Origin of the sequence: Arthrobacter sp. ISL-65 (assembly GCF_018613795.1) — a bacterium.
Classification (GTDB): domain Bacteria; phylum Actinomycetota; class Actinomycetes; order Actinomycetales; family Micrococcaceae; genus Arthrobacter.
In genome coordinates this window covers 45,865-71,503 of the sequence record NZ_JAGGPN010000009.1, presented here as the reverse complement: position 1 = coordinate 71,503, position 25,639 = coordinate 45,865, and the positions used below count along the sequence as shown (strand labels likewise).

At 67.3% G+C, this 25,639-nt stretch carries 26 protein-coding genes and 2 riboswitches; of the genes, 9 read left to right on the top strand and 17 right to left on the bottom strand.

The window, feature by feature from the left end; translation table 11 throughout:
* Positions 1-61: 61 nt before the first annotated feature.
* The 9 genes from fdhD to J7I85_RS04415 form a co-directional block, all read right to left on the bottom strand.
* Positions 62-934 (bottom strand): formate dehydrogenase accessory sulfurtransferase FdhD, encoded by an 873-nt coding sequence (gene fdhD, locus J7I85_RS04455; protein WP_214847175.1) that lies wholly within the window; start codon positions 932-934, stop codon positions 62-64.
* Positions 935-980: 46 nt separating this feature from the next.
* Positions 981-2,522, bottom strand: a complete 1,542-nt coding sequence (locus J7I85_RS04450) for a molybdopterin molybdotransferase MoeA (RefSeq protein WP_251023928.1) — start codon at positions 2,520-2,522, stop codon at positions 981-983.
* Positions 2,519-2,866, bottom strand: a complete 348-nt coding sequence (locus tag J7I85_RS04445; RefSeq protein ID WP_214847173.1) for a DUF6457 domain-containing protein — start codon at positions 2,864-2,866, stop codon at positions 2,519-2,521. Before J7I85_RS04445 ends, J7I85_RS04450 begins: the two co-directional genes overlap by 4 nt.
* Before the next feature lie 36 nt (positions 2,867-2,902).
* A complete protein-coding gene (locus J7I85_RS04440; RefSeq protein WP_214847171.1) occupies positions 2,903-3,496 on the bottom strand; it encodes a molybdenum cofactor guanylyltransferase in 594 nt (197 codons plus the stop codon).
* A 35-nt stretch (positions 3,497-3,531) separates the two neighbouring features.
* Positions 3,532-4,032, bottom strand: coding sequence for an HNH endonuclease (locus J7I85_RS04435; protein WP_003804664.1), 501 nt, complete (start codon positions 4,030-4,032; stop codon positions 3,532-3,534).
* Between the two features lie 224 nt (positions 4,033-4,256).
* Positions 4,257-5,045 (bottom strand): NlpC/P60 family protein, encoded by a 789-nt coding sequence (locus J7I85_RS04430; RefSeq protein ID WP_214847169.1) that lies wholly within the window; start codon positions 5,043-5,045, stop codon positions 4,257-4,259.
* Positions 5,046-5,144: 99 nt separating this feature from the next.
* Positions 5,145-5,747 (bottom strand): C40 family peptidase, encoded by a 603-nt coding sequence (locus tag J7I85_RS04425; protein ID WP_251023927.1) that lies wholly within the window; start codon positions 5,745-5,747, stop codon positions 5,145-5,147.
* Between the two features lie 160 nt (positions 5,748-5,907).
* Positions 5,908-6,092, bottom strand: a riboswitch (cyclic di-AMP (ydaO/yuaA leader).
* 122 nt (positions 6,093-6,214) lie between these two features.
* Positions 6,215-7,036: a M23 family metallopeptidase gene (locus J7I85_RS04420; protein WP_214847325.1), complete on the bottom strand. Its 822-nt coding sequence runs from the start codon at positions 7,034-7,036 to the stop codon at positions 6,215-6,217.
* An 11-nt stretch (positions 7,037-7,047) separates the two neighbouring features.
* Positions 7,048-7,289, bottom strand: a riboswitch (cyclic di-AMP (ydaO/yuaA leader).
* 150 nt (positions 7,290-7,439) lie between these two features.
* On the bottom strand, positions 7,440-8,135 hold the full coding sequence (locus J7I85_RS04415) for a metal-dependent transcriptional regulator (RefSeq protein ID WP_214847167.1): 696 nt from the start codon (positions 8,133-8,135) through the stop codon (positions 7,440-7,442).
* Positions 8,136-8,482: 347 nt separating this feature from the next.
* Here J7I85_RS04415 and serC point away from each other — a divergent pair, with 347 nt between their 5' ends.
* Positions 8,483-9,613, top strand: coding sequence for a phosphoserine transaminase (gene serC, locus J7I85_RS04410; RefSeq protein WP_214847165.1), 1,131 nt, complete (start codon positions 8,483-8,485; stop codon positions 9,611-9,613).
* A gap of 142 nt (positions 9,614-9,755) precedes the next feature.
* Here the strand turns inward: serC and J7I85_RS04405 are convergent, their stop codons facing one another.
* Together J7I85_RS04405 and J7I85_RS04400 are read right to left on the bottom strand one after the other, a co-directional pair.
* The gene (locus tag J7I85_RS04405) at positions 9,756-10,304 is read right to left on the bottom strand and encodes a DUF3027 domain-containing protein (protein ID WP_214847163.1); all 549 of its coding nucleotides are present in this window, start codon (positions 10,302-10,304) and stop codon (positions 9,756-9,758) included.
* A gap of 7 nt (positions 10,305-10,311) precedes the next feature.
* The gene (locus J7I85_RS04400; RefSeq protein ID WP_214847161.1) at positions 10,312-10,695 is read right to left on the bottom strand and encodes a cold-shock protein; all 384 of its coding nucleotides are present in this window, start codon (positions 10,693-10,695) and stop codon (positions 10,312-10,314) included.
* 183 nt (positions 10,696-10,878) lie between these two features.
* Between J7I85_RS04400 and J7I85_RS04395 the strand changes: the two genes are divergently transcribed.
* The 6 genes from J7I85_RS04395 (at position 10,879) to J7I85_RS04370 (ending at position 18,023) form a co-directional block, all read left to right on the top strand.
* Positions 10,879-11,112 (top strand): hypothetical protein, encoded by a 234-nt coding sequence (locus J7I85_RS04395; protein WP_214847159.1) that lies wholly within the window; start codon positions 10,879-10,881, stop codon positions 11,110-11,112.
* Positions 11,113-11,122: 10 nt separating this feature from the next.
* Complete coding sequence (locus tag J7I85_RS04390) at positions 11,123-13,615, top strand: helicase-associated domain-containing protein (protein WP_214847157.1); 2,493 nt, start codon at positions 11,123-11,125, stop codon at positions 13,613-13,615.
* 13 nt (positions 13,616-13,628) lie between these two features.
* Positions 13,629-15,272, top strand: coding sequence for a DNA repair helicase XPB (locus tag J7I85_RS04385; protein WP_214847155.1), 1,644 nt, complete (start codon positions 13,629-13,631; stop codon positions 15,270-15,272).
* 60 nt (positions 15,273-15,332) lie between these two features.
* Positions 15,333-16,046, top strand: a complete 714-nt coding sequence (locus tag J7I85_RS04380; RefSeq protein ID WP_214847153.1) for a response regulator transcription factor — start codon at positions 15,333-15,335, stop codon at positions 16,044-16,046.
* Between the two features lie 74 nt (positions 16,047-16,120).
* Positions 16,121-17,608, top strand: a complete 1,488-nt coding sequence (locus J7I85_RS04375; RefSeq protein ID WP_251023936.1) for a HAMP domain-containing sensor histidine kinase — start codon at positions 16,121-16,123, stop codon at positions 17,606-17,608.
* Positions 17,609-17,735: 127 nt separating this feature from the next.
* A complete protein-coding gene (locus J7I85_RS04370; RefSeq protein ID WP_214847149.1) occupies positions 17,736-18,023 on the top strand; it encodes a WXG100 family type VII secretion target in 288 nt (95 codons plus the stop codon).
* A 65-nt stretch (positions 18,024-18,088) separates the two neighbouring features.
* Here J7I85_RS04370 and J7I85_RS04365 read toward each other — a convergent pair whose 3' ends face one another.
* The 6 genes from J7I85_RS04365 to J7I85_RS04340 all read right to left on the bottom strand — a co-directional run bounded on the left by J7I85_RS04365 (position 18,089) and on the right by J7I85_RS04340 (position 23,850).
* Positions 18,089-19,129 (bottom strand): ribonuclease HI family protein, encoded by a 1,041-nt coding sequence (locus J7I85_RS04365; RefSeq protein WP_214847146.1) that lies wholly within the window; start codon positions 19,127-19,129, stop codon positions 18,089-18,091.
* Between the two features lie 105 nt (positions 19,130-19,234).
* Entirely contained in the window at positions 19,235-20,863 is a 1,629-nt protein-coding gene (gene groL, locus J7I85_RS04360; RefSeq protein WP_214847144.1) for a chaperonin GroEL, read from the bottom strand.
* A gap of 300 nt (positions 20,864-21,163) precedes the next feature.
* Positions 21,164-22,438, bottom strand: coding sequence for an ABC transporter substrate-binding protein (locus J7I85_RS04355; protein WP_214847131.1), 1,275 nt, complete (start codon positions 22,436-22,438; stop codon positions 21,164-21,166).
* Complete coding sequence (locus tag J7I85_RS04350; protein ID WP_214847129.1) at positions 22,438-22,641, bottom strand: cold-shock protein; 204 nt, start codon at positions 22,639-22,641, stop codon at positions 22,438-22,440. Before J7I85_RS04350 ends, J7I85_RS04355 begins: the two co-directional genes overlap by 1 nt.
* A 158-nt stretch (positions 22,642-22,799) precedes the next feature.
* Complete coding sequence (locus J7I85_RS04345; RefSeq protein ID WP_214847127.1) at positions 22,800-23,438, bottom strand: LytR C-terminal domain-containing protein; 639 nt, start codon at positions 23,436-23,438, stop codon at positions 22,800-22,802.
* Between the two features lie 49 nt (positions 23,439-23,487).
* Positions 23,488-23,850, bottom strand: a complete 363-nt coding sequence (locus J7I85_RS04340) for a DUF3263 domain-containing protein (RefSeq protein ID WP_374102432.1) — start codon at positions 23,848-23,850, stop codon at positions 23,488-23,490.
* Between the two features lie 140 nt (positions 23,851-23,990).
* Between J7I85_RS04340 and J7I85_RS04335 the strand changes: the two genes are divergently transcribed.
* Both J7I85_RS04335 and J7I85_RS04330 read left to right on the top strand, forming a co-directional pair.
* On the top strand, positions 23,991-24,785 hold the full coding sequence (locus tag J7I85_RS04335) for a uracil-DNA glycosylase (RefSeq protein WP_214847125.1): 795 nt from the start codon (positions 23,991-23,993) through the stop codon (positions 24,783-24,785).
* 10 nt (positions 24,786-24,795) lie between these two features.
* Positions 24,796-25,635: a siderophore-interacting protein gene (locus J7I85_RS04330; protein WP_214847123.1), complete on the top strand. Its 840-nt coding sequence runs from the start codon at positions 24,796-24,798 to the stop codon at positions 25,633-25,635.
* Positions 25,636-25,639 lie beyond the last annotated feature (4 nt).

Below are 25,639 nucleotides of genomic sequence, written 5' to 3'. Positions count from 1 at the left end.
CGGTTCCATTCGATGGATAAAATTTACTGCGTGGGCGTCCGGCCGCCAAGGGGCCACGCGCCTACTGCGGCACCGGCGACGGCGTGGAGATGCGGCCGGCACCTGCGTAGACGTTCAGGCTGGTTCCCCGGCTGAACCCTGCAAGCGTGACGCCGGTGGACTCGGCCAGCTCCACGGCAAGGCTGGACGGAGCGCTGACCGCGGCGAGCACCGGGATGCCGGCCAATGCAGCCTTCTGGACCAGCTCAAAAGAGGCCCGCCCCGACACCTGGAGCACGGTGTTCGTGAGCGGTAGCCGCCGTTCGCGCAGGGCCCAGCCAACCACCTTGTCCACCGCGTTGTGCCTGCCCACATCCTCCCGGAGGCACAGCAGCTCTGCACCGCCCTCGTCGTCAACCCTGAACAGTCCGGCAGCGTGCACTCCCCCGGTCACTTCGAAGACGGCCTGCGCCTCCCGCAGCCGGTCCGGCAGGGAGGCAAGCGTTTCGACCGGAACGGTGAGCCGGTCGGCGGCGGGGTTGAAGTGCGAGGACTTGGTGACCGATTCAATGGAGTCCGTGCCGCAGATCCCGCACGAGCTGGACGTGTAGACGTGCCGCCCGGTGTCCGGCAGTGGCACATCTGGCCGCAGCTGGGCTTCGACCACGTTAAATGTCTGGATCCCGTTTTCGTCTTCACCGGCACAGAACCTGAGCGAGATCAGCTGATCGGCGTCCCAGATGACGCCCTCGGAGACGAGGAAACCTGCCACCAGGTCGAAGTCGTCGCCGGGCGTCCGCATGGTGACCGAGTATGAAAGGTTGCCCAGCCGGATCTCGAGCGGTTCCTCCACGGCGAGCACGTCCTCGCGGTGCCGGACCGGGAACTCCAATGCCGCGGCCGAGCCGTCCAGGACGTAGCGGTACACCTTGCGTCGTTGCGTTACACGGCCCATGCGAGACTCCGCGCTGAGTGGCTGTTCATGCCTCCATCATTGCACCTCAGTCGAGCAGGGCACTCCAGTCCACCGGCCCGTTCTGGGCTCCCTGCTTGGCGGACGCCCGGGACGCGGACTTCCGTGCCGGGCTCTTGGGTTTGGGTTCGGCGGTCTTGGGCTCCGGGATGGCGGGACCCCAGGGCAGCGCGAAAGCCGGCACCATCTCGCCCAGCTGCACCCCGTGCGGCGGCACCACCAGGACGCCGTCGGCCGACGCCAGTCCGCGCATCATGCCCGGGCCGGTGTGCTGCGCGGGCGAGGCCATGCCGTAGAGGAGGCGGAAGGGCATCAGCCGCGTGCGGCCGGGTTCGGGCTCGAGCATGGTGCCGGAGGGGACTTCCCGGACCGGCGGCAGCTGGCCATGCCCGAGGGCAGCCAGGAGCGGCGCGCCCACCGTGGACAATGCCATCATGGCCGCCAGCGGGTTGCCCGGCAGCCCCAGCACGAAGCGCCCGTCCGGGAGTTCTGCGAGGACGGCGGGGTGTCCGGGCCGCATTGCCACGCCGTCAATGATCAGCCGTCCGCCCAGTTCAGCCACGGCACGCCTGAAGTGATCGGTCCCGGAACGGCCGGTGCCCCCGGTGGTGATGACGACGTCGGCCGGCAGGTTCCGGGCCTCGGGGAGGCCTGAATCCTCGAGGCCCTCCAGCCATTCCGCGTAGCTGTCCCCGATGCGGACCTGTTCACGGCACAGGCCGCCCAGCATCTCCACGACCGAGGCCAGCTGTGGCCCGAACGTGTCACGCACCCGCCCGGGCTCGGGCAGTCCCTGCTCCACCACCTCGGAGCCTGTCAGCACCAGCTTCACCACCGGCTTGCCGAGAACCTCCACCTCGTCATACCCGGCCAGGGCGGCGAGGGCCACATGGGCGGGATTCAGCACGGCGCCGGCCTTGACCAGCACGTCCCCGGCAGTTGCTTCCTCTGCGGCCTTCCGGATGTGCTGGCCGTTCCTCGGTTCGCCGGGTCGGGCGGCGCCTCCCAGCGTCAGGACAGGCAGGCCGTCGTCGTCCGTGGACATCACACCGCTCTCGGTGCGCAGCACCGCCTTGGCGCCCGGGGGAATCAGTCCGCCCGTCACAATCACACTCGCCTCGTGCGGTGCGAGACGCTGCCCCGGCTCGGCCAGGATCCATGGACCTGTACCGTTAACGGCCCAGCCGTCCATCGCCGACGACGCATAGTGCGGCATGTCCTGGCGGGCGGTGATGTCCTCGGCCAGAGTCCGGCCCACGGCGTCACGCAAGGGCACAGGTGCCGCGGGTATCGGGGCAGCACAGTCGAAGGCGGCCTGGCGGGCCTCCGCCCAGGTGTGCGCCAGGTGCTTCGCCGGCGCGTCCGGCTCCCCCGGCGCGTCCGGCTCCCCCGCGGCGGGTTCGACCGCGGCGGGTTCGGCGTCGGCACCGGGTTCGGCGTCGGACGCAGGCTCGGCTTCGGAGGCGGAAGCAGGCTCGGCTTGGGAGGCGGCAGCGGTGGCGTCGTCGGCAGCGGTTGCGTCCCCGGAGGGGTATGGGCCGGTAGAGCGGTGCTCGGGCGCGGCTGTCATTCCCCCGGGGTCCCGGTGGGCGCCGAAGTTCCGGCGGTACCTGCGGCCGCGGTACCCGCAGCAGCCTGCGCCTCATCGGCGGCGTAGGCCTTGGCAACGGCACGGGCCACGTCCATCGCGCCCTGCATGGCGTGGACGTCCGGAGCCTGGCCCGAAGCACATCCCAAGCCGGCGGCGACCCCTGCTATGAAGGTGGTCAGGGGTGCCGCGGGACGCACCACGGAGTGCGCGGCAACTCCCGCGACGGCCAACACCTCGTTGATGTCCACGTCCACATCCTCGAGCTCGAAGGCCCGCAGCAGCAGACGGCACCACTCCTCAAGCGTCTCGTCCTGGCTTTTCATGCCTGCCTCCAAATTCACGGCGGTCCGGAATGCGGGTCATTGCTCCCGGACAGCTACTCCCAACGCGGCCGCATCGTCCCAGGTGTCCACGTCGTCGGTGGAGCCTGCAGGGACAACCACAGCCTGCACATCAAGACTAGCAAGGAGGGCGAACACTGACCCGTGCACCAGGGCGTTGCGTGCGGCGGCAGCCTGCACGGCGCGTTCTAGCGCAGGTGTGCCATAAAAACCCGCCAGCGGCTGCAGCCGCCCTTCGGCCGATGCGGCCATGACACCGTCAGCACCCGCGCCGGGGAGAGCGTCCAGGAGGGCGCGTACAGCATCGCCCACCCGCGGCATGTCGCAGGCGAGAACCAGGACCATGTCCGCGGGGTCTGCACTCCGCAGCGCGGCCACACCCGCGGCGATTGCCGCCGCAGGACCCGCAAAAGGCGGGTCCTCACGGGAGGTGAGAACTTCACCGGGAAGGCCAGCCGCCTCAGGTCCCACTACCACAGTGTGCCGGGCACCCGCGGCAGCCGCGAGGGAGCGCTCAAGGAGGGTGGCGCCGTCGTACATCAGGGCAGACTTGGGTGAGCCGCCCAGTCGCGATGAGCGGCCGCCGGCCAGGATTATTGCGTCAAAGTCCACCCACCCAGCGTAAGCCTGGAAGGCCCAGGCGAGAGTCAGGCTGCTCTTTCCGGAAGCAGGAACGGATCCCACGCCGGTGTGGGCTTCTCCAGCTCCTTGATCTGCCACATGGTGCCCACCGGTGGCGCCGGATCGAACCGGAGCTTCCAGCCCATTTCGCTGGGCGTGTGGTCACCCTTGACGTTGTTGCAGCGAAGGCAGGCTGCGACGAGGTTCTCCCAGGAGTCCGCACCGCCCCGCGATTTCGGCTGGACGTGGTCTATGGTGTGGGCTGCCTTGCCGCAGTAGGCGCACCGGTGGCCGTCGCGGCGAAGCACACCGCGCCTGCTCACCGCGGTGATCATGTTGTACCGGGGGCGGATGTAGCGGTTAAGGAGAATCACGGACGGACGGCCCATGATGTCCTGCGGCCCGACGACAGGATCGTCGCCTTCGGCCACCACGCTTGCCTTTCCGGTGAGCACAAGGACCAGCGCCCGGCGGAATGTCACAACCGCCAGCGGTTCATATCCAGCATTCAGAACGAGAGTGCGCATGCACATACCTCTTCACGGCCGCACCCGGCAGAGGCGCGAGGGCCGGCTGCCCTCTGCATGTCCGGGCTATGGATCGACACCATAAGAGTAAACACTCACTAGGCAGATGAGCGAATCGAACACAAGCATCGCCGTGGCGTGTCACCAAAAATTCATGCGGGCGCGAGGCAAAAAAGGACCCCCGCCATACTGGCGGGGGTCCTTCCGTAACGCTAGGGGATGTCTTAGCCGCCGACGCGGATGAAGACCGGGCCGGAGCCGACGTTCACGCTGAACAGTGCGGTGGTTCCGCCGTTCCAGCCGCCGTGGACGGCCTGGCCGTTGCCGACGTACACAGCGATGTGGGCCAGGCCCATGCCGCCGTTCTGGTAGTAGGCGAGGTCGCCCGGCCGAGCCTCAGCAGCGCTGACAGTGCGGCCGAGGGACAGGTAGCCTGCCGGCCAGCCGTGGTAGTGGATGCCCACAGCTGCGAGTGCGTTGGTGGCCAGGGCGGTGCAGTCCTGGGAGACGCCCAGCTGCGCATAGGCGGCAGCAGCGATTGCAGCGCCCTTGCCGCTGGCGGCAGTGGTCTTCGGCGCTGCCGGGGCAGCGGTTTCGACGGCGGCCGTGGCCTGGACTGCGGGTGCGGCTTCAGCAACGGGAGCAGCCTCAACGGCGGGGGCAGCTTCCTGAACCTTGACGACAGGCTTGGGGGCCTCGACGACGGGAGCCGGGGCGGTGGAGACAGCAGGCTTCTCGTAGGAGATCGCGATGCTGGACGCAGCGGAGATGGTGGCCGGTGCAGCGGACTGGACTTCCAGGGTGGAAGCTGCGGCGGATTCGCGCTGAACGTTGGTCTCAGCAGCGTTGGCGGCGATGCCGCTGGTCAGGACAAGACCGGAAGCAGCAGCGATAACTGCGGCCTGGCGGCCCATGCCACCGGCGTTGTCGCCGACGGCCTTGGCAATGACGGCCAGCGAGTTGGTCTTGGTGACCTCGGCGCGGTGGCGTGCAATGGTCGCACGTGTAGTCATTAATTTCTCTCTTTCGTGTTCCACGAACCGCGGTAGCAGGCGTGGGTTATCGACGCGCCGGCATCTTGGGGGTAAGCCGGCCCGTCTCGAATCGGATTTTTAGCGAAGGGTGAAGAAGGAGGACGTGCCCGTGGCGGACACCGCGTGCAGGAGCGTTCCGTCCGAGGGGTTCAGCGCGCTGATCATCATGCCGTTACCGACGTAGATGCCCACATGGGCGCCGCCGTTCTGCATGACCAGGTCGCCGGGAACAGGCGTCGAGGTGGGCTTCATGGCGTTCCACGCGTTGACGCGGGGAATGCTGATGCCTGCCTGAGCGTAAACCCACTGGGTGAAGCCGGAGCAGTCCCAGCCGCTGGGGGTGGTGCCGCCCCAGACGTACGGGTTGCCGATGCCGGTGTACGCGATCGCGGCCAGCCCGGACGCTGCGGCGGAGGCCGCACCATCGGTGGACTTGGCGGTGACGGCCTGGGCCGCACCAGCGCTCTCGTCACTGATCTGGCCTGCGTCGCCCGCCTGGCCCTCATCGCTCGACTGCGGAGCAATGGTTTCGGCGACCGGGGCTGCCACCGTGGTGACGGCAGGACGCTCGAAGGTGACAGTGGCGGTTGGCGCGGCGGTCACAGCGAGCTGCGCGGCCTGGGATCCGGTCTCCGAGGAGGCGGAAACACCAATGTTGGCGTCGGCTGCGTTGGCAGGCATGCCAACGCTCAGGATGAGACCTGAAGCAGCTGCAATAACAGCTGCCTGGCGACCTACTGTGCCGGCATTGGCGCTAACCGCCTTGGACACGGAGTCCAATGGGTTCATACGAACCGTTTGCGCGCGGTGGCGCGCGGCATTGTGGCGTGAAGACACGAAGGTAGCCTCTCCCAATGCCTGCGAGGTGAGCTGTCGGATTCGGATGGGAGTGCACCCGGCCGCTCCGCTTCCTGGGAAGCTTTGCGACTTAACCCCAAGGCCTTCTTGCGAAGACCAAAATTGGTTCCCCCGCCCCTGCCAGACGATGTAATGCGAACGGACCTTGAGCGGTGGCAGAGCTAGGCAATCCACTCAAGAGCGTCAACTTCGGAAAAGTTGACGCGGTTTAGACGGTACAGCAGTTCGGAGCTAATGTCACATTCAGGTCACGGCATGTCACGGGAACGAGAGTACTCACTCGATTTGGCTCAGAGCCAGCCGGTGGGATCAACGACATCCCCGTTGACCATCACCTCGAAGTGGAGGTGGCAGCCGGTGGACGCGCCGGTGGTCCCGCTGAGGGCGATAGCTTCACCGCGGGTGACCTTCTGGCCAACCTCGACGCTGGAGGACGACAGGTGGTTGTACGTGGTCTCCAAGCCGTTGCCGTGGTCGATGACCACGCGGTTGCCTCCCCCGTACGGATGCCAGCCCGAGAAGGTGACCTTGCCGCTGGCCGCAGCAAGCACTTGCGTGCCGCACTGGGCGGCGAAGTCCTGGCCGCGGTGGAACTCGCCGGCGCCGCCGGTGATCGGGCTGACCCGGTAACCGAACGGAGAGGACTTGACCAGCGTGGTCAGCGGCCCGCCCAGGGTGCCCACCGAAGCCGCACGCTTGATACTGCCGGCCGACTGGGCACTCAGGAGCTGCTTGAGCTTTCCGTCCGGGTCACCGGTGGTGGAGACGGACGTGCGGCTGAAGTCGATCTTTGCTGCCGCTTCCGCCGAGACCTTCGGCTGGGCCGGTGAGGCGGCGGACGCGGACGCCCCTCCCTGCTGCTCTCCGGCAGCCAGGACGGGGCTGGTCGCGGGGACAGTAACGGTCAGCAGCAGGCCGGTGGCGGCAAGGGCCACTCCAGCCTTTTGCCCGACACCACTGGCCGAGGCGAAGTCCGTAACCTGCCGGAACGGACCCCGACGGCGGCGGGCTTCACGCTGGGCGTCCCGGGGACGGTCAGCGGCAATGGCCTCCGCGAGGCGCGGCTCAGGAGCGGGACCGGTCGCGCGGCGGCGGCCCCGGGCATTCTGCATGGACAAGTACTGCTTCCTCTCTGGATAGCCTGCGAAGTTAGCTGTCGGATTCGGGTCAGAGAGTTCGGACCCGGCCCGTCATAACAAGCCATTCCGGCACAGGGGTATCCCGGGAGGATTCCTTCTGCGGAAGAGACTTGCTGCTGCGGACTTCACCCCAAGGCTGTAAAAACAGCCGATTGTGGTTCCCCCGCCCCTGCCAGTAGGTGACTCGTGCTACTGATCTGCTGGCAAGGTTCGGCTCCAGATCAGGTAACGCTTGTGCATCGGCGTTGCCGTTTAACTATAGGCGATTAAGGAGCACAGTAATAATTCCGTTATATTCACTGTGCAAAGGTGGTAGGTCATCCTGCCTGCAGATGTCAGACAGGACGCGGCATCCGGCCCGCGGGCGCCTTCGGAGCTAGTCCACGCGCACGAACACGTGCGCAGCGACTTCCGGCGGCAGCTCAAGGGCGCCCTCAAACCCCGGCACGCGGACAGAAATGTACTCCCCCACACGTTCGAGCGAGACGGCGGCGCCCGGCCGGATCCCGCCCTCATCGAGCTGGAGGAGCAGTTCCGGCTCCACCTGGATGGGTTCCGCGAGGCGGCTGACGGTGACCTTGGATTCCGGGCCGTAGCTGGTCATGGCGTCCAGCAGGTTCACCACCCCGTCCGAGAACGGGCGGGCGGGCTGCCCGCCGAGTGCGGCCAGGCCGGGAATCGGATTGCCATAAGGGGACTCGGTGGGGTAGTCGAGCAGTTCGTAGATCCTGCGCTCCACCCGTTCACTCATGACGTGTTCCCACCGGCAGGCCTCGTCATGGACGTAGGCCCAGTCCAGGCCGATCACGTCCGCGAGGAGGCGCTCGGCGAGGCGGTGCTTGCGCATGACCTCGGTGGCGCGCTTGCGGCCCACCTCGGTCAGCTCAAGGTGGCGGTCGCCGGAGACGACGACGAGGCCGTCCCGCTCCATCCTGCCGATGGTCTGCGAAACGGTGGGCCCTGAGTGGCGGAGACGTTCGGCGATGCGTGCCCGAAGCGCCACGATGTTCTCTTCCTCCAGCTCCAGAATGGTGCGAAGGTACATCTCCGTGGTGTCGATCAGATCCGTCATTCAGCTCAGCTCCTCGAGCACAGTAATTGCGTCCGTCCCACCGTACCGCGGGCCCGCCGCACCGGGATCCGGCAAGCTGCAGCGGCGGTCGCATGTTCGACGGCGGCGCAGCACCGGCTGTCTGCCCGTACGTCCAGTGCAAGCTTAGCCTATTTTGAATTAGTCCGAATAATCCGCACGGCGGGCGGCGGGCCCCGTCTCAGTGACTGGACTATGACGGGGGCGTGTTCCCGCGGTATCCGTGCTTCGGGCAGAATAAGGAGGGTCTTCGTGGCGGTCATGGTTGCCTGCCGGCCACCGCCCCGACCCAGCCGAACCGCACTTCCATGCCGAAAATTGGAGCCATTGTGAGCGACACGAGCATCACTATTCCCGCAAACCTCCTGCCCAAGGACGGACGGTTCGGCGCCGGTCCCTCCAAGGTCAGGCCGGAGCAGATTGAGGCGCTCTCCGCGGCCGCCACGACACTCCTGGGCACGTCCCACCGCCAGGCCCCCGTGAAGAACCTCGTGGGATCCGTCCGCGAAGGCCTGAGCACCTTCTTCCGTGCCCCCGACGGCTACGAGGTTGTCCTCGGCGTCGGCGGTTCCACCGCATTCTGGGACGTCGCCAGCTTCGGCCTCGTGGAACAGAAGGCACAGCACCTGTCCTTCGGCGAGTTCGGGTCCAAGTTCGCCGCGGCCACGAACAAGGCGCCGTTCCTTGCGGAGTCCTCCATCATCAAGTCCGAGCCCGGCACCTGCCCCGTCGCCAAGGCCGAGGCCGGCGTTGACGTGTACGCCTGGCCGCAGAACGAGACCTCAACGGGTGTTGCTGCGCCCGTCCAGCGGGTAAACGGCGCCGACGAGGGCGCGCTGGTGCTGGTGGACGCAACCTCGGCTGCCGGAGGCCTCGACGTCGACGTGGCCCAGACGGATGTCTACTACTTCGCACCGCAGAAGAACTTCGCCTCCGACGGCGGGCTGTGGCTGGGCCTCTTCTCCCCGGCTGCGCTGGAGCGGGCTGAGCGCGTCAAGGCCAGCGGGCGCTGGATTCCGGACTTCCTGGACCTGAAGACCGCCATCGACAACTCGAAGCTCAACCAGACGTACAACACCCCGTCGCTGTCCACGCTCGTCACGCTGGATGCCCAGGTGCAGTGGCTGAACGCCAACGGCGGCCTGGACTTCGCCGCCGGACGCACGGCCGACTCGGCCGGACGCATCTACAAGTGGGCGGAAGCCTCCGAATTCGCCACGCCGTTCGTTGCCAATGCGGCCGAGCGTTCCAACGTCATCGCCACCATCGACTTCGATGACTCGATCGATGCCGCCGCCATTGCCAAGGTGCTCCGCGCCAACGGGATCGTGGACACCGAGCCCTACCGGAAGCTGGGACGCAACCAGCTGCGCATCGCCACCTTCGTGGCCATCGAGCCTTCCGATGTCTCCGCCCTGCTGGAGTGCATCGACTACGTGGTGGGCGAGCTGAAGAAGTAGCCAGCCAGCTTGGAGTATTTGTACAGATAATCGCGGTTCGTGGGCCTTTTGGCCGCATTATCTGTACAAAAACTCATTCAAGGGTCAGCGTTCGACGGCGTCGTCCGGGCTTGCGTCCGGCCGGCGCCGTCCGTCGTTGTGGTTAGTCGCGTTCTTGAGCGTCGGGCTCTGTTTGGACGCTGGGCTCTGTTTCGGCGCCGGGCTCTGCTTCAGCGTGGGGCCCTGCTTCAGCGTCAGCCCCTGTTGCGGCGTCGGGCTCTGTTTCGGAACCAGCGGAGGCCTCGGCCGGAGCTTCCTGCTCCTGGGCGTCCTCAGGGCGTACGCGCTCGGCCCACGGCACCCACTCCGGGGCGAGGATGGAGTCTTCGGACGGGAGCAGGCCAAGCTCGTTGACCGTGATCACCTTGGAGCGGGAGTTGCGGGTCAGGACGGCATACCACTGCCAGCCGAGGTATCCCGGCAGCCTCGATTCGAAAAGGTGCGTCACCACGCGGTCGCCCTCGGTCCGGGCGGCCAGGTGGTCCCCTATTTCGGATGCCTGCGCGATGCCTTCGATGGCGGTCCGGGCCGCGTCTACGGCAGCGGCCAGCACGGCGTCAGGCTTCCCCGTTCGCCACACCGGGACACCGGTGCGGCGCTTGGGTGCCTTGGGTTCCACCTTGGATTCGGCCTGTTCAGGTTCCGGGTTCATCGGAGGCCTAGGCGTCCAGCTCGTCGGCAACCTTACGCAGGGCAGCGGCAATGGCCTTGCCCTTGTTGCTGTCCGGGTACTTTCCGGACGACAGCGTGCCGGACAGGTTGTCCAGGACCGTCACCAGGTCTTGCACCAGCGGGGCAAGATCCCTCGCGCTGGGGCGCTTGGCCTTTGCGATGGACGGCGTTTTTTCGAGGACGCGGAGGCCGAGGGCCTGGGCGCCCTTGCGTCCGTCTGCGACGCCGAACTCAACCCGGGTGCCGGCCTTCAGTTCCGTAACTCCGGCGGGCAGCGCCGACTTGGGAAGGAACACTTCCTGTCCGTCCTCGCCCGCGAGGAATCCGAAACCTTTGTCCTTGTCGTACCACTTGACCTTGCCGGTAGGCACCTAATCAACCTTCTTCGTTCTGACGTTCTGGGACATGGCCGGCCGTCACCGCATCCGCACTGATGTGCGGGTTCAGGGTATGACTGCCTGGTCCATGTTGGTCTGTTCCTTCAAGGTTATCCTGACTGGCAGGCTAATCCCGCTTTGAGGCGCGGCCGCGGCACTGCTGTTAGCGTTACGTCCATGACATCCGCGCGTATCCGGCGGCCACTGATGGCCGCCGCAGTGCTCCTTGCAGTTTTGTCCCTCGCAGCGGTCGGGGCGGTCATAGCCCTGGCCGCTGCCGGCCAGGCGGCGCCGCAGTGGATCACGTCAACGGCACTCTATGGCCTTCCGGCGTCCTTCCTGTTGATGCTCGTGCTGGTGGTCGACGGCGTTGCCGCCCGCCGCCGGGCAGGAAACCCCGCCGAGCGGTAACGTTGGACTGATGTCCCTCATTCGAGCGCTCAGCAAGGAACTGGAGGCACGCAGCGACGAGTCGCTGCGGGCTTTGTTCGCTGCGCGGCCGGACCTGATCTCCCCCGGCGTTCCCGACTTCCCCGCCCTGGCCGCCCGCGCCAGCGCCCGGGTGAGCGTGCAGCGGGCCCTGGAACGCCTGAACCGTCCGCAAATGCAGGTCCTGGAGACCCTGCACCTGTGCACCAACACGGACACCGGTCACAGCGCATCGGCCGCGGTGCTGAAGAAGGCCATCGCAGGCTCAACTGTGGCGGCCATCGAGCAGCTCCTGCAGTCGCTGCATGATCTCGCCCTAGTGCAGCGGGCGGAGCCGCCGCACGGGGCGGGCGCCGGCGCCCAGAGGCAGCGTTTCTATCTTCCGGTGAGCAGCCTGAAGGACGTCGTCGGGATCTATCCGGCCGGGCTGGGGCGCAGCTACACCGAGCTGGTCAGGCTGCAGCCGGCCTTCGCCCAGCGCGTTGTCCAACTTGTAGCGGAGCTGCACCGCGGCGGCGCCGCCGTGCAGGCGGCCACCACTCCGATGGACGCAGCGCTGGCGCTGCAGCACTGGACCTCTTCCCCCGAGGGACTGCAAGCGCTCCTCGCCGGCGCCCCGGAAAGGACCACGGCGCTGCTGGCCCGGTTCAGCAACTGGGCGATGGGTGCCGTACCCCAGGCCCAGCGGAAGGCCTCCGTCACCACTGAAGGTCACGACGTCGGGCCCGTCGACTGGCTGCTGGCCCGGGGCCTGCTGGTGCCGCTGGACGCCGCACATGTGGAACTGCCGCACAGCGTGGGCGTTTCCCTGCGCGGCGGCGCCATCATCGACAACTTCTCCCTGATTCCCCCTGCCCCGATGCTTGGCGTCACCACTGCCGCACTCCGCCGCAATGCCGCGCTCGGGGCCATCGCCGAGACCCTGCGCCTCACCGGTGAACTGCTGCATACGGTCAGGGACCAGCCCCTGGCCACCCTGCGGAGCGGCGGCGTGGGCATCCGCGAGATGCGCAGGCTCGCCGAGACTCTCCGCGTGGACCATCACACCACCGCGGTGCTGCTGGAGCTCTGCGCCCTTGCGGGCCTGATCCGGCTGGACGTGGACAGCTCGTGCTGGGTGCAGCCGCCCCAGCTGGAATGGCTCGGGCTGCCGCGGCAGGAACAGTGGCTGTGGCTCGTCAACGCCTGGCTGGCCAGCGAGCGCGCCCCGTCACTCGTGGGGCAGCCCATGAATGGCCAGCCCGCTGGGCCCGCCAACCATCGGCCCGCCCCGGCGGCCACCGTCAACGCCCTATCCGCCGAGGCCCAGCGGTCCGACGCGCCCGTCGTCCGCAAGAGGATCCTGGAGATACTGCGGGAGCTGACGCTCGAGGCGGAGATGCCGGACGGGGCGGCGCCCGTGCTCAATGCGGAGGCAGTGCTGCAGCGTGCCGAGTGGTCGCAGCCCCGCATGGCGCGGCGGTTCAGTTCCTTGATCAGCGGCGTCCTTGCCGAGGCGGAGCTGCTAGGGCTGATCGGGTCCGGCGCGCTCAGCCAGCTGGGTGCCGCCATCGCCGCGGACGCGCCTGACGACGCCATGAACCTCCTCGGCGAACACCTCCCTGCAGCCCTCAACCATGTGCTCCTGCAGGCCGACCTGACCGCGGTCGCGCCCGGCTACCTGGCCCCCGACCTGGCCGAGCAGCTCCAGCGGATGGCCGACGCCGAAGGGCAGGGCCCGGCCACGACGTACCGGTTCTCCGCGGAGACCATCCGGCGCGCCCTGGACTCGGGCCAGGACGCTGCAGCCATCCTCGATTTTCTCCGCCGGTACTCCGCCACCGCCGTGCCGCAGCCGCTGCAGTACCTCGTGGAGGACACAGCCGCCAGGCACGGCAAGCTGCGGGTCGGAGCGGCCGCCAGCTTCATCCAGAGCGATGACGAAGCCGCGCTCAGTGAGCTCTGCCGGGAGGCTGCGGCTTCGTCCCTGGGCCTGGTCCGGATCGCCCCCACCGTCCTGGTCTCCATGGCCTCACCCCGGCAGACGGCCCTCGTGCTGCGCGGGCTGGGACTGTCACCTGCCGTCGAAGAGGCCGGCTCCGCCGTCGTCCGCCTTAACCGGACCGCGCCCCTTCCAGGCAGCGGGCGCCCCGTCTACAGCGCGCCGCGAACGGCCCTTCCCGACGCCGACGTCACCGCCCAGCTCGCCGTGCTTCGCAGCCATGCTGCGGCCGGCTCCGGCGCCAACGGTTCCCATCCGGCTGCCGCCGGCGGCGAGGAGGCAACCCAGCTGGGCCTGGAGACCCTGCACAAAGCCATCCGGCTCCGGCAAAAAGTGGTGATGAACGTCGTTGACAGCCTGGGGAATGCGAGACTGGAAACGGTTGTTCCGGTCTCCGTGGCGGGCGGACGCGTCCGCGTCTTCGACCCCGCGAAGGACACGGAACGGGTGCTCTCCATCCACCGGATCATCGATATCGAGGCAGCAGAGGAAATGCAGCAGTGAAGGTTCTACCTGCGTGAATGACGGCCCCCTGATTGTCCAGAGCGACAAAACCATCCTCCTCGAAGTGGACCACGAGCAGGCGACGGCGGCCCGGCACGCCATCGCGGCCTTCGCCGAACTGGAGCGCGCACCCGAGCACATGCACAGCTACCGGCTCACGCCGCTGGGGCTTTGGAACGCCCGGGCCGCAGGGCTCGACGCCGAAAAGGTGCTGGATACGCTGCTCACCTATTCCCGGTTCCCCGTGCCGCACTCGCTGCTGATCGACATCGAAGAAACCATGTCCCGGTACGGCCGGTTGCGGCTGGAGAAGGACCCCCAGCACGGGCTGGTCATGCGCACCAGCGACTACCCGGTGCTCGAGGAGGTCAGCAGGGCCAAGAAGATCCAGCCGCTGCTGGGCCCGCGCATCGACGCCGAGACAGTGGTGGTCCATTCCTCCCAGCGCGGCCAGCTGAAGCAGCTGCTGCTGAAGATCGGCTGGCCCGCGGAGGACCTCGCGGGCTATGTCGACGGGACGCCGCACCCCATCATGCTCGACGAGTCGGACTGGAAGCTGCGGCCGTACCAGCGGCTGGCCACCGAGAACTTCTGGGCCGGCGGCAGCGGCGTCGTCGTGCTTCCCTGCGGCGCCGGAAAGACGCTTGTGGGCGCCGCGGCGATGGCCACGAGCTCCACCACAACGCTGATCCTCGTCACCAACACGGTCTCGGCGCGGCAGTGGAAGGACGAACTGCTCAGGCGGACCTCGCTGACCGAGGACGAGATCGGCGAGTATTCGGGAGCCGTCAAGGAAGTCCGCCCGGTGACCATCGCAACGTACCAGGTCCTCACCACCAAGCGCGGCGGCCTGTACCCGCACCTTGAGCTCGTAGACGGCCACGACTGGGGCCTGATCATCTATGACGAGGTCCACCTGCTGCCCGCGCCGATCTTCCGGATGACGGCGGACCTGCAGGCGCGGCGACGGCTCGGCCTGACGGCGACGCTGGTGCGTGAAGACGGCCGGGAGGGGGAGGTTTTCAGCCTCATCGGCCCCAAGCGCTACGACGCGCCATGGAAGGACATCGAGGCCCAGGGCTACATCGCCCCTGCGGACTGCGTGGAGGTACGCGTGGATCTTCCCAAGGATGAGCGCGTGGCGTATGCCATGGCCGAGGATGCGGACAAGTACCGGCTGTGCGCCACATCCGAGACGAAGACCCTCGTGGCCGAACAGCTGGTGGCGCACCACCGCGGCGAGCAGGTCCTGGTGATCGGGCAGTACATCGACCAGCTCGACGAGCTCGGCGAGCGGCTGGATGCCCCGGTCATCAAGGGCGAAACCTCGGTCAAGGCCCGCCAGAAGCTCTTTGACGCCTTCCGCGCCGGGGAAGTCCAGACCCTTGTGGTGTCCAAGGTGGCCAATTTTTCCATCGACCTGCCCGAGGCCTCGGTGGCCATCCAGGTCTCCGGCTCCTTCGGTTCGCGCCAGGAGGAGGCCCAGCGGCTCGGGCGTCTGCTGCGGCCCAAGCAGGACGGGCGCGCGGCACGGTTCTACTCCCTCGTTGCCCGCGACACCCTGGACCAGGATTTCGCTGCCAAGCGCCAGCGTTTCCTGGCCGAGCAGGGCTACGCCTACCGCATCATGGACGCCAAGGACGTCGAATCCTGCTGACCCAAGCAACACACAACATTCATCCAGAAAACTCCCAGATTCTGGGAGCATCATGGGAGTATGAAAAAGAACAGCGCCGAAGCGAAGCTCCTCGTGGTTGATGACGAACCGAACATCCGCGAGCTGCTCTCCACGTCATTGCGCTTTGCCGGCTTTGAAGTGGTGTCCGCGGGGAACGGGCGGGAGGCGCTGGCTGCCGTTGAGGCGCACGCACCCGACCTCGCGGTGCTGGACGTCATGCTTCCGGACATGGACGGCTTCACCGTCACCCGCCGGCTGCGTGCGGCAGGCAAGCATTTCCCTGTCCTCTTCCTGACTGCAAAGGACGACACCGAGGACAAGGTCACCGGGCTGACGGTAGGCGGGGACGACTACGTCACCAAGCCCTTCAGCCTTGATGAGGTGGTGGCCCGCATCCGTGCCGTGCTCCGCAGGACGCAGCCGCTGCTGGAGGATGACGAGGCCGTCATCCGGGTGGACGACCTGGAGCTCGACGACGACGCCCACGAGGTGCGCCGCGGCGGCAAGGTGATCGAGCTGTCCCCCACCGAGTTCAAGCTGCTGCGGTACCTGATGCTCAATCCGAACCGGGTCTTGTCCAAGGCACAGATCCTGGACCACGTCTGGGAATACGACTTCAACGGTGACGCCTCCATCGTCGAGTCCTACATCTCCTACCTGCGGCGCAAGGTGGACATCGATCCCGACGCTCCGGCCCTCATCCAGACCAAGCGCGGCGTCGGCTACGTGCTGCGGACAGCAGAAAAGCGCTGACCTTGCTCGAGCGATGGAAGGCCGCGCTGGAGCGCTGGAAGTCCGCCAACCTCCGGTCCCAGCTCGTGGCCATCATGATGGCCCTCTTGCTGGTGGCCCTGGCCGTGACCGGGACGGGCGCGCTGACGCTGCTGCGCGGCTACCTTGAGGGCCAGGTGGACGACAAACTGCGGGCCGCCGTCGACGCCGCCGGGAGGCAGCGCTCCATCTCCCCCATTGCCAACCCGGTAGTGCCTTCGGATTACACGGTGACCCTCTACTATCCGGGAGCCGGACCAACGCCCATCGACGACAAGGATGACCGCCCCGACATCGCGTCCGTCTCCGTCAACGAGGCCCGTGAGAGTGATGTCCGGCCCTATCAGGTTCGGGGCACCGACGGTAAGAACTGGCGCGTGGTGGCTGTTCCCGTTGTTGTTGGCAGCGAACAGCAGCGCGCAGTGGTGGTCATCGGGCTGCCGCTGTCCCCGGTGGATGAGGTACTGCGCCACGCCACCCTGGTGGTGGTGGGTGTTGGGCTGCTGACGCTCATCCTTGCCTTCTTCATCGCCAACTGGACTGTGACCAGGTCCTTCCGCCCGCTTGCCAGGGTGGAGAAGACCGCCGCCGCCATTGCGGCCGGCGACCTGTCGCGCCGCGTCGATGTGGAGAACCCGTCCACGGAAGTGGGCCGCCTGGGCAGATCGCTGAACGCCATGCTCGCGCACATCGAGGCGGCCTTCGCAGCCCGGATGGCCTCCGAAGACCGGATGCGCCGGTTTGCCGCGGATGCCTCCCACGAGCTGCGCACCCCGCTGGTGACGATCCGGGGTTACTCAGAGCTCTACCGGCACGGCGCGCTGCAGTCCCCGGAGGATGTGGCCAGCGCCATGGGCCGGATCGAGAGTGAGGCCAAACGGATGGGCTCCATGGTGGAGGACCTGCTGCTGCTGGCACGGCTCGACGAGCAGCGGCCGCTGCAGCGCAAGCCCATCGACCTGCAGCTCCTCGCCCACGACGCCGTGGTGGACACCCAGGCCAGCGAACGGAGGCGCACCATCACCCTGACCGGCCTGCACAACGGCAGCGCCGAACCGGCGCCGGTGCTCGGCGACGAGGCGAAGCTGCGCCAGGTTATCGGCAACCTGGTGGGCAATGCGCTGCGCTACACGCCCGGAGGAACACCCATCGAACTCGCCGTCGGCGTCCGGCGGGCCGACAACGGTTCCGCCCAGTCTGTCCTGGAGGTCCGGGACCACGGCCCCGGAATCTCCGACACGGAGGCGCCCAAGGTCTTTGAGCGCTTCTACCGGGCCGACACGTCACGCACCCGGGAGACGGGCGGCAGCGGGCTGGGCCTTGCCATCGTGGCCGCCATTGTCGGCTCGCACGGTGGCTCCGTCCGGGTGGAAGGTACGGACGGCGGCGGCGCAACACTCGTGGTCAGCCTTCCCTTCCGGGAGGACTCCCCAGACGCGGACAGCATCGAAGCGGACAGCATCGGGACGTTCTCGGACAGCGTTGCGGGAGATAGCAATGCCAGCGGGGACCGGGCTGCCGACGGGAACCGGTTATCCACATAGCGGAACCCGCTGTGGCACCGCCTGCCGGCGGGTTAATAGGCTCGACGTAGCGGACCGGAATGGCCGGTCCGCCAGCCATTGCGACTGTCCCGCCGGGGCAGTCCCTCAAGTTGTCGAGAGGCCCGTCATGAGCATCATTTCCGTCGATACCGAGCTACTGCAGGTGAAATCAGCCAACGTCAAGGCGACCGTTGACCGGATCAGCGCCGACGTCCAGGCCATGAAGCATGGGCTGGATGAACTGCAGGCCACGTGGCGCGGTGCGGCTGCCACCAACTTCCAGGCGCTCGTTGCCGAGTGGACGCTGACGCAGGGCAAGGTCGAGGCCTCCCTCGCCTCCATCAACCTGGCCTTGTCGTCGGCTGCCGACACCTATGCGCAGGCGGAACAGGGCAACGCGCATCGCTTCAGCTGACGCCGGCGCCCGGTCACCGGCAGCCGAGCCCAGGCTTCGGAGGCAGCTCAGGCTTCGGCGGCAGCTCAGGCTTCAGGCGTGCCCTGGTGGAACCGCAGGCGCCATTGTTCGCCGTCGAGGACCCACAGGGAACTCCGCAGGGCTGAGCCGGCGCGGGAGTAGCTGCGGTACGTCAGCAGGACCGTGTCCGCGCCGATCCGGTCGGCGCTGAGCACGTCCAGATCGACAGGACCGGCCGGGCTTTCCTCGAGGGACATCATCATGGCGTCGCGGGTCCAGAGGCGTCCGGCTGTCCCGATTTCCGTGAAGTCAGGGTGCAGGAGCTGGCCCGTCCGCCCGATGTCGCTGCGGACATCCGGGCGGAGGAGCTCGCGTTCCAGGGCTTCGACCGTTTCTTCGGGCGTGGCGCCTTCCGGTGCTTCCGCAAACACATCGGCGCCCAGTTCGCTGAAGAGATCAGGCTCTTCGGAGCCGAAGAGAGCCGGGGTTTCGGACTCGGGGCGAACCCTGGTGCCGGCTTCTGCGCGGGCGGGAGTGCCGGCCTCTGCGCGGCGGGCCGGTGTTTCGGATTCAAACAGCGAAGGGATACCGCCCTCGCCCCGGCCCTCCTTGACGGCCCGCCGGCCCGCTGCCGGTTCGGCGTCGGGGAACCCTGGACCCGAGCGGGCGGCAACGCCCTGCTGGTAGGCGATTGCCACGGCCCTGGCGCGCTCGTCGGCGGCTTCGTTCAGCTCGTGCCCCGCGTGGCCCTTGACCCATTCGAACCTGTACTTCCGCCCGGCGAGCTCCCGGTCGATGTCCTTGAGGATGTCCACGTTCAGCACGGGTTTGCCATCCGCCTTGCGCCACCCTTTGCGCTTCCATCCCGGCATCCACTTCGTCACGGAGTTGATCACGTACTGGCTGTCGCAAAGTATGTGCAGGTCCTCGTCCGGGAGGTGTGCCGTGGAGCGGAAGAGGTCCAGGACGGCCATCAGCTCACCCTGGTTGTTGGTGCCGTGCGGCCAGCCGCCGGCCCGCCAGCAGTCGTCGTTCACGTACCAGGCCCACCCCGCGGGACCCGGGTTTCCCAATGCCGAACCGTCGGCTGCTGCAGTAATCGTCACCGAACCATCCTGCCAGACTGCACGGACAAAAATGCGCAGACAAAAAAGTGCGGCCCCCTCGTTGGAGGGGGCCGCACTCGTGAGCCAGCTGGGAGCAGCGGGAGGCTAGAAGCCGCCCATGCCGCCCATCTCGTCGCCGCCGCCCATGGCGGGAGCGTTCTTCTCCGGCTTGTCGGCTACGACGGCCTCGGTCGTGAGGAACAGACCGGCAATGGAAGCAGCGTTCTGCAGGGCAGAGCGGGTTACCTTGACGGGGTCGTTGATGCCGGCAGCCAGCAGATCGACGTACTCGCCGGTCGCAGCGTTCAGGCCGTGGCCTGCGGGCAGGCCGCGGACCTTGTCGACGACAACGCCAGGCTCGAGGCCTGCGTTGAAGGCGATCTGCTTCAGCGGAGCGTCGATGGCAACGCGGACGATGTTCGCGCCGGTTGCTTCGTCGCCGGTCAGGTTGAGGTTGGCGAATGCCTTGAGACCTGCCTGAATCAGTGCAACGCCACCACCGGCGACGATGCCCTCTTCAACAGCAGCCTTGGCGTTGCGGACAGCGTCCTCAATGCGGTGCTTGCGCTCCTTGAGCTCAACCTCCGTGGCGGCACCGGCCTTGATGACTGCAACGCCGCCGGCCAGCTTGGCCAGGCGTTCCTGCAGCTTCTCGCGGTCGTAGTCCGAATCGGAGTTCTCGATCTCGGCACGGATCTGGGAAACGCGGCCAGCGATCTGGTCGGCGTCGCCGGCACCTTCAACGATGGTGGTCTCATCCTTGGTGACAACAACCTTGCGGGCGCGTCCCAGCAGTTCGAGACCGGCGGTCTCCAGCTTCAGGCCGACTTCCTCGGCGATGACCTGGCCACCGGTGAGGATGGCGATGTCGGCCAGCTGGGCCTTGCGGCGGTCGCCGAAGCCCGGAGCCTTGACGGCAACAGACTTGAAGGTGCCGCGGATCTTGTTGACGATGAGGGTGGCCAGGGCCTCGCCCTCGATGTCCTCGGCAATGATCAGCAGCGGCTTGCTGGACTGCATGACCTTTTCCAGGACAGCAACCAGTTCCTTGACGTTGGAGATCTTGGAGTTGACGATCAGGATGTACGGGTCTTCGAGGACCGTTTCCTGGCGCTCGGTGTCCGTGACGAAGTAAGCGGAGATGTAGCCCTTGTCGAAGCGCATGCCTTCGGTGAGCTCCAGCTCGAGGCCGAAGGTGTTGGACTCCTCGACCGTGATGACGCCTTCCTTGCCCACCTTGTCCAGGGCTTCGGCGATCAGGGCGCCGATTTCGTCGTCACCGGCGGAGATGGAAGCCGTGGCTGCGATCTCTTCCTTGGTTTCGATTTCCTTGGCGGAGTTCAGCAGTTCGGCGGTGACGGCTTCAACGGCCTTCTCGATGCCGCGCTTGAGGGACAGCGGGTCAGCGCCGGCCGCGACGTTGCGCAGGCCTTCCTTGACCAGTGCCTGGGCCAGAACGGTGGCCGTGGTGGTGCCGTCGCCTGCGACGTCATCCGTCTTCTTGGCAACTTCCTTGACCAGCTCGGCGCCGATCTTCTCGTAGGGATCGTCCAGCTCGATCTCCTTGGCGATGGATACACCATCGTTGGTGATCGTGGGGGCGCCCCACTTCTTTTCGAGGACGACGTTGCGTCCACGCGGGCCGAGGGTGACCTTGACGGCGTCGGCGAGGATATTCAGGCCCCGCTCAAGACCGCGGCGTGCCTCTTCATCAAATGCAATGATCTTGGCCATAACGGCAGTAGTCCTTTCGGGACAGTCGTTAAGAATGAACCTCGTTGCGGTGCCCGCGACGGACGATCGTTCCTGACAGCCTCTGTACGCCGGCAGTCCCGATCTCACCCCAACCAGGTGTTTCTTTCGCTCCATGCACGGCCACTGACCTCGCTGGCGGCCTAAACCGGGCGACGAGTTAGCAGTCGATACGCAGGAGTGCTAATCAATAATTAGCACTCCCCCGGGGAGAGTGCAAGCAGATATACTTGTTAATCCCGCGAACGGGTGGAGTATTCGCTGCCAGCGATCAGCCAGCGGTCAGCCGGCAGACCTGCCGGCGGCCTCGCTTCCCGTGAGCTTGGCTTTGTTGTCAGCTCCGTAGGTGAACACCATGTACTTGGCGGCCGTGATGTCTCCGTTCGCATCGAAGCGGACGGGCCCAGACTCGCCGTCGTAGTCAATGGACTTCCCGTCCCGCATGGCGGCGAGGCAGTCCTTGTATGTCGAGCAGCCGGCCGGCTGGCCGGACGGCGAGGCGGACACCCGGCTGCCGGAAGTGCCGCCGGAGACGGAGATGAGCGTGCCGGCGATGGAGGCACCGGCGTCGTCCGCCGCCGCAGCGGCGGCCAGGGCCGCGAGATTCACGGCATCATACGTCTCGGCCGCGAACGTCGTGTCCTTGAGGCCCGCATCGATGGCCACGAGTTCAGCCTGGAAGTGCGCCGAGGGGAAGACTCCGGGCACGAGGGCGCGCGCTCCCTCCAGCGATTTTGATCCGAGGGCGGACCCGTACTGCCTGAAGGCGGCGTCGCCCAGGATGAGTTTGTTGCCCGGCAGTCCGGCGTTGGTGAGCTCGGCGATGGCGCCCTGCGCACCATCCCGGGCCAGAACGACGACGGCGTCCGGCGCCGCGTCGCGGGCGGCGGCAGCAGACTTCTGTGCCTCGCCCGCCTTGAAGCCGGAGACGGTGACCGGGTCCAGCCCGCCGGCCTTGGCGGAGGCGGACACTGCTGCAGACACAGCCTGGCCGTAGGTGCCGTCCTCATAGACCACCGCGAGGCTTTTTGCTCCGGCATCCTTGGCGAGTTTCACCATGACGGGAGCCTGTGCGATGTCAGGCGCCGCCGTGCGGAAGTAGTAGCCACCGCTCTTGTAGCTGCTGAGTTCCGGGGCCGTGTTGGCGGGAGAGATGAGCGTGGTCCTGGCTTTGGACAGCACGTCAATGGCGGCGGGCGCCCTGCTGGAATCGGTGGGACCAATCACGACGTCCGCCCTGGCATCGACGAGTTCCCGGGCCTGCGCAGCGGTGTCGCCCCCGGTGGTTACGGGCAGCAGCTCCACGGGCCGGCCCTTGTGCCCGCCCGCCGCGTTGATCTCCTGGACGGCGAGCTTGGCGGCGGCCAGTTGGGCGGCGTTCAAGAAGGACTGCGGTCCGGTGTTGTCGAGGATCAGCCCGATCGGCAGGGTCCCGTCGCCGCTGGCTTCAACCGTAGCCGTCCGGGCGTTGTCCCCGGACCCGGAGCAGGCACCCAGCGTCAGCACGACGGCGGCGCCCCAGGCGGCAGAAACCCTGAGACCTAAGCGGCGTGCCACTAGACGGGCCGGACCTGTTCTGCCTGCGGACCTTTTTCGCCTTCGCCCACTTCCAGTTCCACGCGCTGGCCCTCATCCAGCGCCCGGAACCCGTCTGTCTGGATGGCCGACCAGTGCACGAAAACGTCGTCGCCTGAATCGTCAACGGTGATGAAGCCGTAGCCCTTTTCCGCGTTGAACCACTTCACGGTGCCCAATGCCATGATCCCCACACTTTCAGGTTGCTTCCGTAAGGCCCACGTCGATGTGTGCCGTGAATTACGCCTTGAAGCCTGCCATCACTCTATCGAGTCAGGCCCGTGGAGGCGCAGGCCAGCGGCCCGGAGCGGAGGCAATAGTTATTCAGGCGTAACCGGGATGGCTACTGGTAGCCGGGGCCCAGCACCACGGCAACGGGCGTGGGGAAGTCCGCACTCTCCACCAGCGTGGGGATGTTCAGCAACTCGCTGAGCGCCTCGGCGTTGGCACGGTGGGCAGCGTCCGAGTAGAAGATCACCGACTGCTGCTGGGGGGCGCCCTGCCAGTTGGCCACCTCACCGAGCACCCAGCCATCGGACTTAACCGTGGCACCTACCCGTCCGGCCAGTCCGGAGGTCAGCGTTCCGTTGAAAATGGCGACCGGCTGCGACTTGTCCACCGCTGCAGGGGCAATGGTTTCCGAGGTGGCGGGCTCCAGCGCGGAGGGCGAAGCCGGTTCGGAGGCGGACGCCGAGGCCGAGGGGGTGGCGCTGGGCGCCGCACTTGCAGAGGGCGTCGCCGTGGGGCTGGCCGACGCCGTTGAAGTGTCGGCCGCTGCGGCGGGCGGCGGCGTGATGCCGGGCTGGAGCCCCAGCTGCGGCAGCAGGAGGAAAGCAACCAGGCCGACGGCGAGCGCCGCGATTCCCACGGAAAGGATCGGCCACAACTTCGGGCGCGACGGCGCGGAGACCGCGCGGTGTACGCCCTGCCGGGAGGAGACCTCAGGCACCCTGTCGAATTCGTCCCGAGCAAAATTAGTCATGGTGAAGAGGCGTCCTTGTTGGTTTTCGCCGGCAGTCCGGCACTAGCAGTTACGCGTCAGATCCAAGGCGGCGTGCAGTGCGGGCCCGCTGACGTGACGTACGTAGTCTACGCAATCTCTTCACGAGCATGGGGTCGTGGGCCAGCGCGTGCTCTGTATCAATCAGTGCGTTGAGGATCTGGTAGTAGTGCGTCGCGGACAGGTCAAAGAGCTCCCGGATGACCTGTTCCTTGGCGCCGGCGTACTTCCACCACTGCCGTTCCAGGGCGAGGATCTGCTGCTCCCGCCCGCTCAGTGGCGAGTCCTTGAGCTTGAAGTCGTCCAGCAGCGAGCCGCTCCGCAGCCCGCGCTCCAGCGCTGAATCCTGCCCTGAATCCGGCTCCGCGAGATGGTCCTGCAACGGCTCGGCCACTGCGCTCTCCTTAGCTGAATCCGGTCAAAGTACCTCCCCTATGTTACGGAGGAATAACAGCCTTGTCATTTGCGGCGCGGCGGCACCGGCGGCTCGTTTCACGGACAGGGGCAGCGGGCTTCGGACAGCAGTGCGGGAGAATGGACACCGTGACGGAACCTGAACCGCTCTTCGACCTCGAACCTGCAGCAGCGGGCGGCCCGGACTTTGCGGACCTTGCCAGGCTCCCGTTCGGCGAGCTGATGGCACCCGACTGGGCCGACGCCCTGGCGGGAGTGGAGGCCGAGTTGAGGTCCGTGCTGACTTTCCTCGCGGCCGAGAAGGCGGCCGGGCAGCAGGTGCTGCCGTCGGCGTCGAACGTCCTCCGGGCGTTCCGGCAACCGCTGAACGGGGTGCGGGTCCTGATCGTGGGCCAGGATCCCTACCCCACCCCCGGACACGCTGTGGGGCTCGCGTTTTCCGTGGACGCCGGCACCCGGCCCATCCCGCGCAGCCTGGCCAACATCTACAAGGAGCTTGCAGCGGATCTAAGCTTGCCGCCGCGGGTCCACGGTGACCTCGGCGCCTGGGCGGACCAGGGCGTACTGCTGCTGAACCGGGTGCTCAGCGTGCGTGAGGGCGCTGCCGGGTCCCACCGCGGCAAGGGATGGGAAACGATCACGACGGCGGCAGTGACCGCCGTCGTCGGACGCCGGACAGCGGAGGGAACCACCGCGCCGCTCGTGGCCGTGCTTTGGGGCAAGGACGCCGAGAGCGTCCGCCCTCTCTTGGGCAGCACCCCCGTGGTGGCCAGCGCCCACCCCAGCCCGCTGTCCGCCTCGCGCGGGTTCTTCGGCTCGCGGCCGTTCAGCCGCGCCAACGCCCTCCTGACGGAGCAGGGCGGCTGGCCTGTGGACTGGGAACTCCCGGCCGTCCCGCCAAGGAGCTTAGGCTAGGCTTACCTGCATGACTTCCCTTCCGGCCACCACCAGCGCCACGAAAAAATCCCGCCCGCAGGTCACCCTGACTGTCCTAAGGCGGGAGCAGCTTTCCGCGCACATGGTGCGGATCGTCGCCGGCGGCCCGGGGTTCGCTGATTACGTGAACAACGACTTCGTGGACCGGTACGTCAAGATCGTCTTTCCGCAGCCCGGGGTGGACTACCCCCAGCCCCTGGACCTCTGGGCCGTCCGGGAAACGATGCCCCGGGAGCTGTGGCCGCACACCCGGACCTACACGGTCCGCTGGGTGGATGTGGCAGCCGGCGAACTGGCCATTGATTTCGTCGTCCACGGTGACGAAGGCCTGGCCGGCCCCTGGGCTGACGCGGCCGAACCGGGCGACAGCCTCATCTTCACGGGCCCCGGAGGCGGCTACAACCCCGATCCGGCGGCGGACTGGTACCTGCTGGCGGCTGACGAGGCCGCACTGCCGGCCGTGGCCGCAGTCATCGAGTCCCTGCCGGCGCATGCCAGGGGCCTGGCCTTTCTCGAAGTCGGTTCGGACGCGGACGTCCAGGAGATTGCCTCCCCGGCCGGGCTTGAGCTGGTCTGGCTGCAGCGCGGCGGCGTTCCCGCCGGCGAGGGTGACCGGCTGGTGGAGGCCGTGCGCAACGCCGCCTGGCCCGACGGCCGGGTGAACGTTTTTGCGCACGGCGAGCGCGGCTACATGAAGGGCCTGCGGGAGGTGCTGTTCCGCGAGCGCGGCCTGGACCGCAGCCAGGTCTCACTGTCCGGCTACTGGGCCAGGGGACGGGTCGAGGACGACTTCCAGGCCGAGAAGAAGCTCCCGATCGGAAAGATCTAGCCGG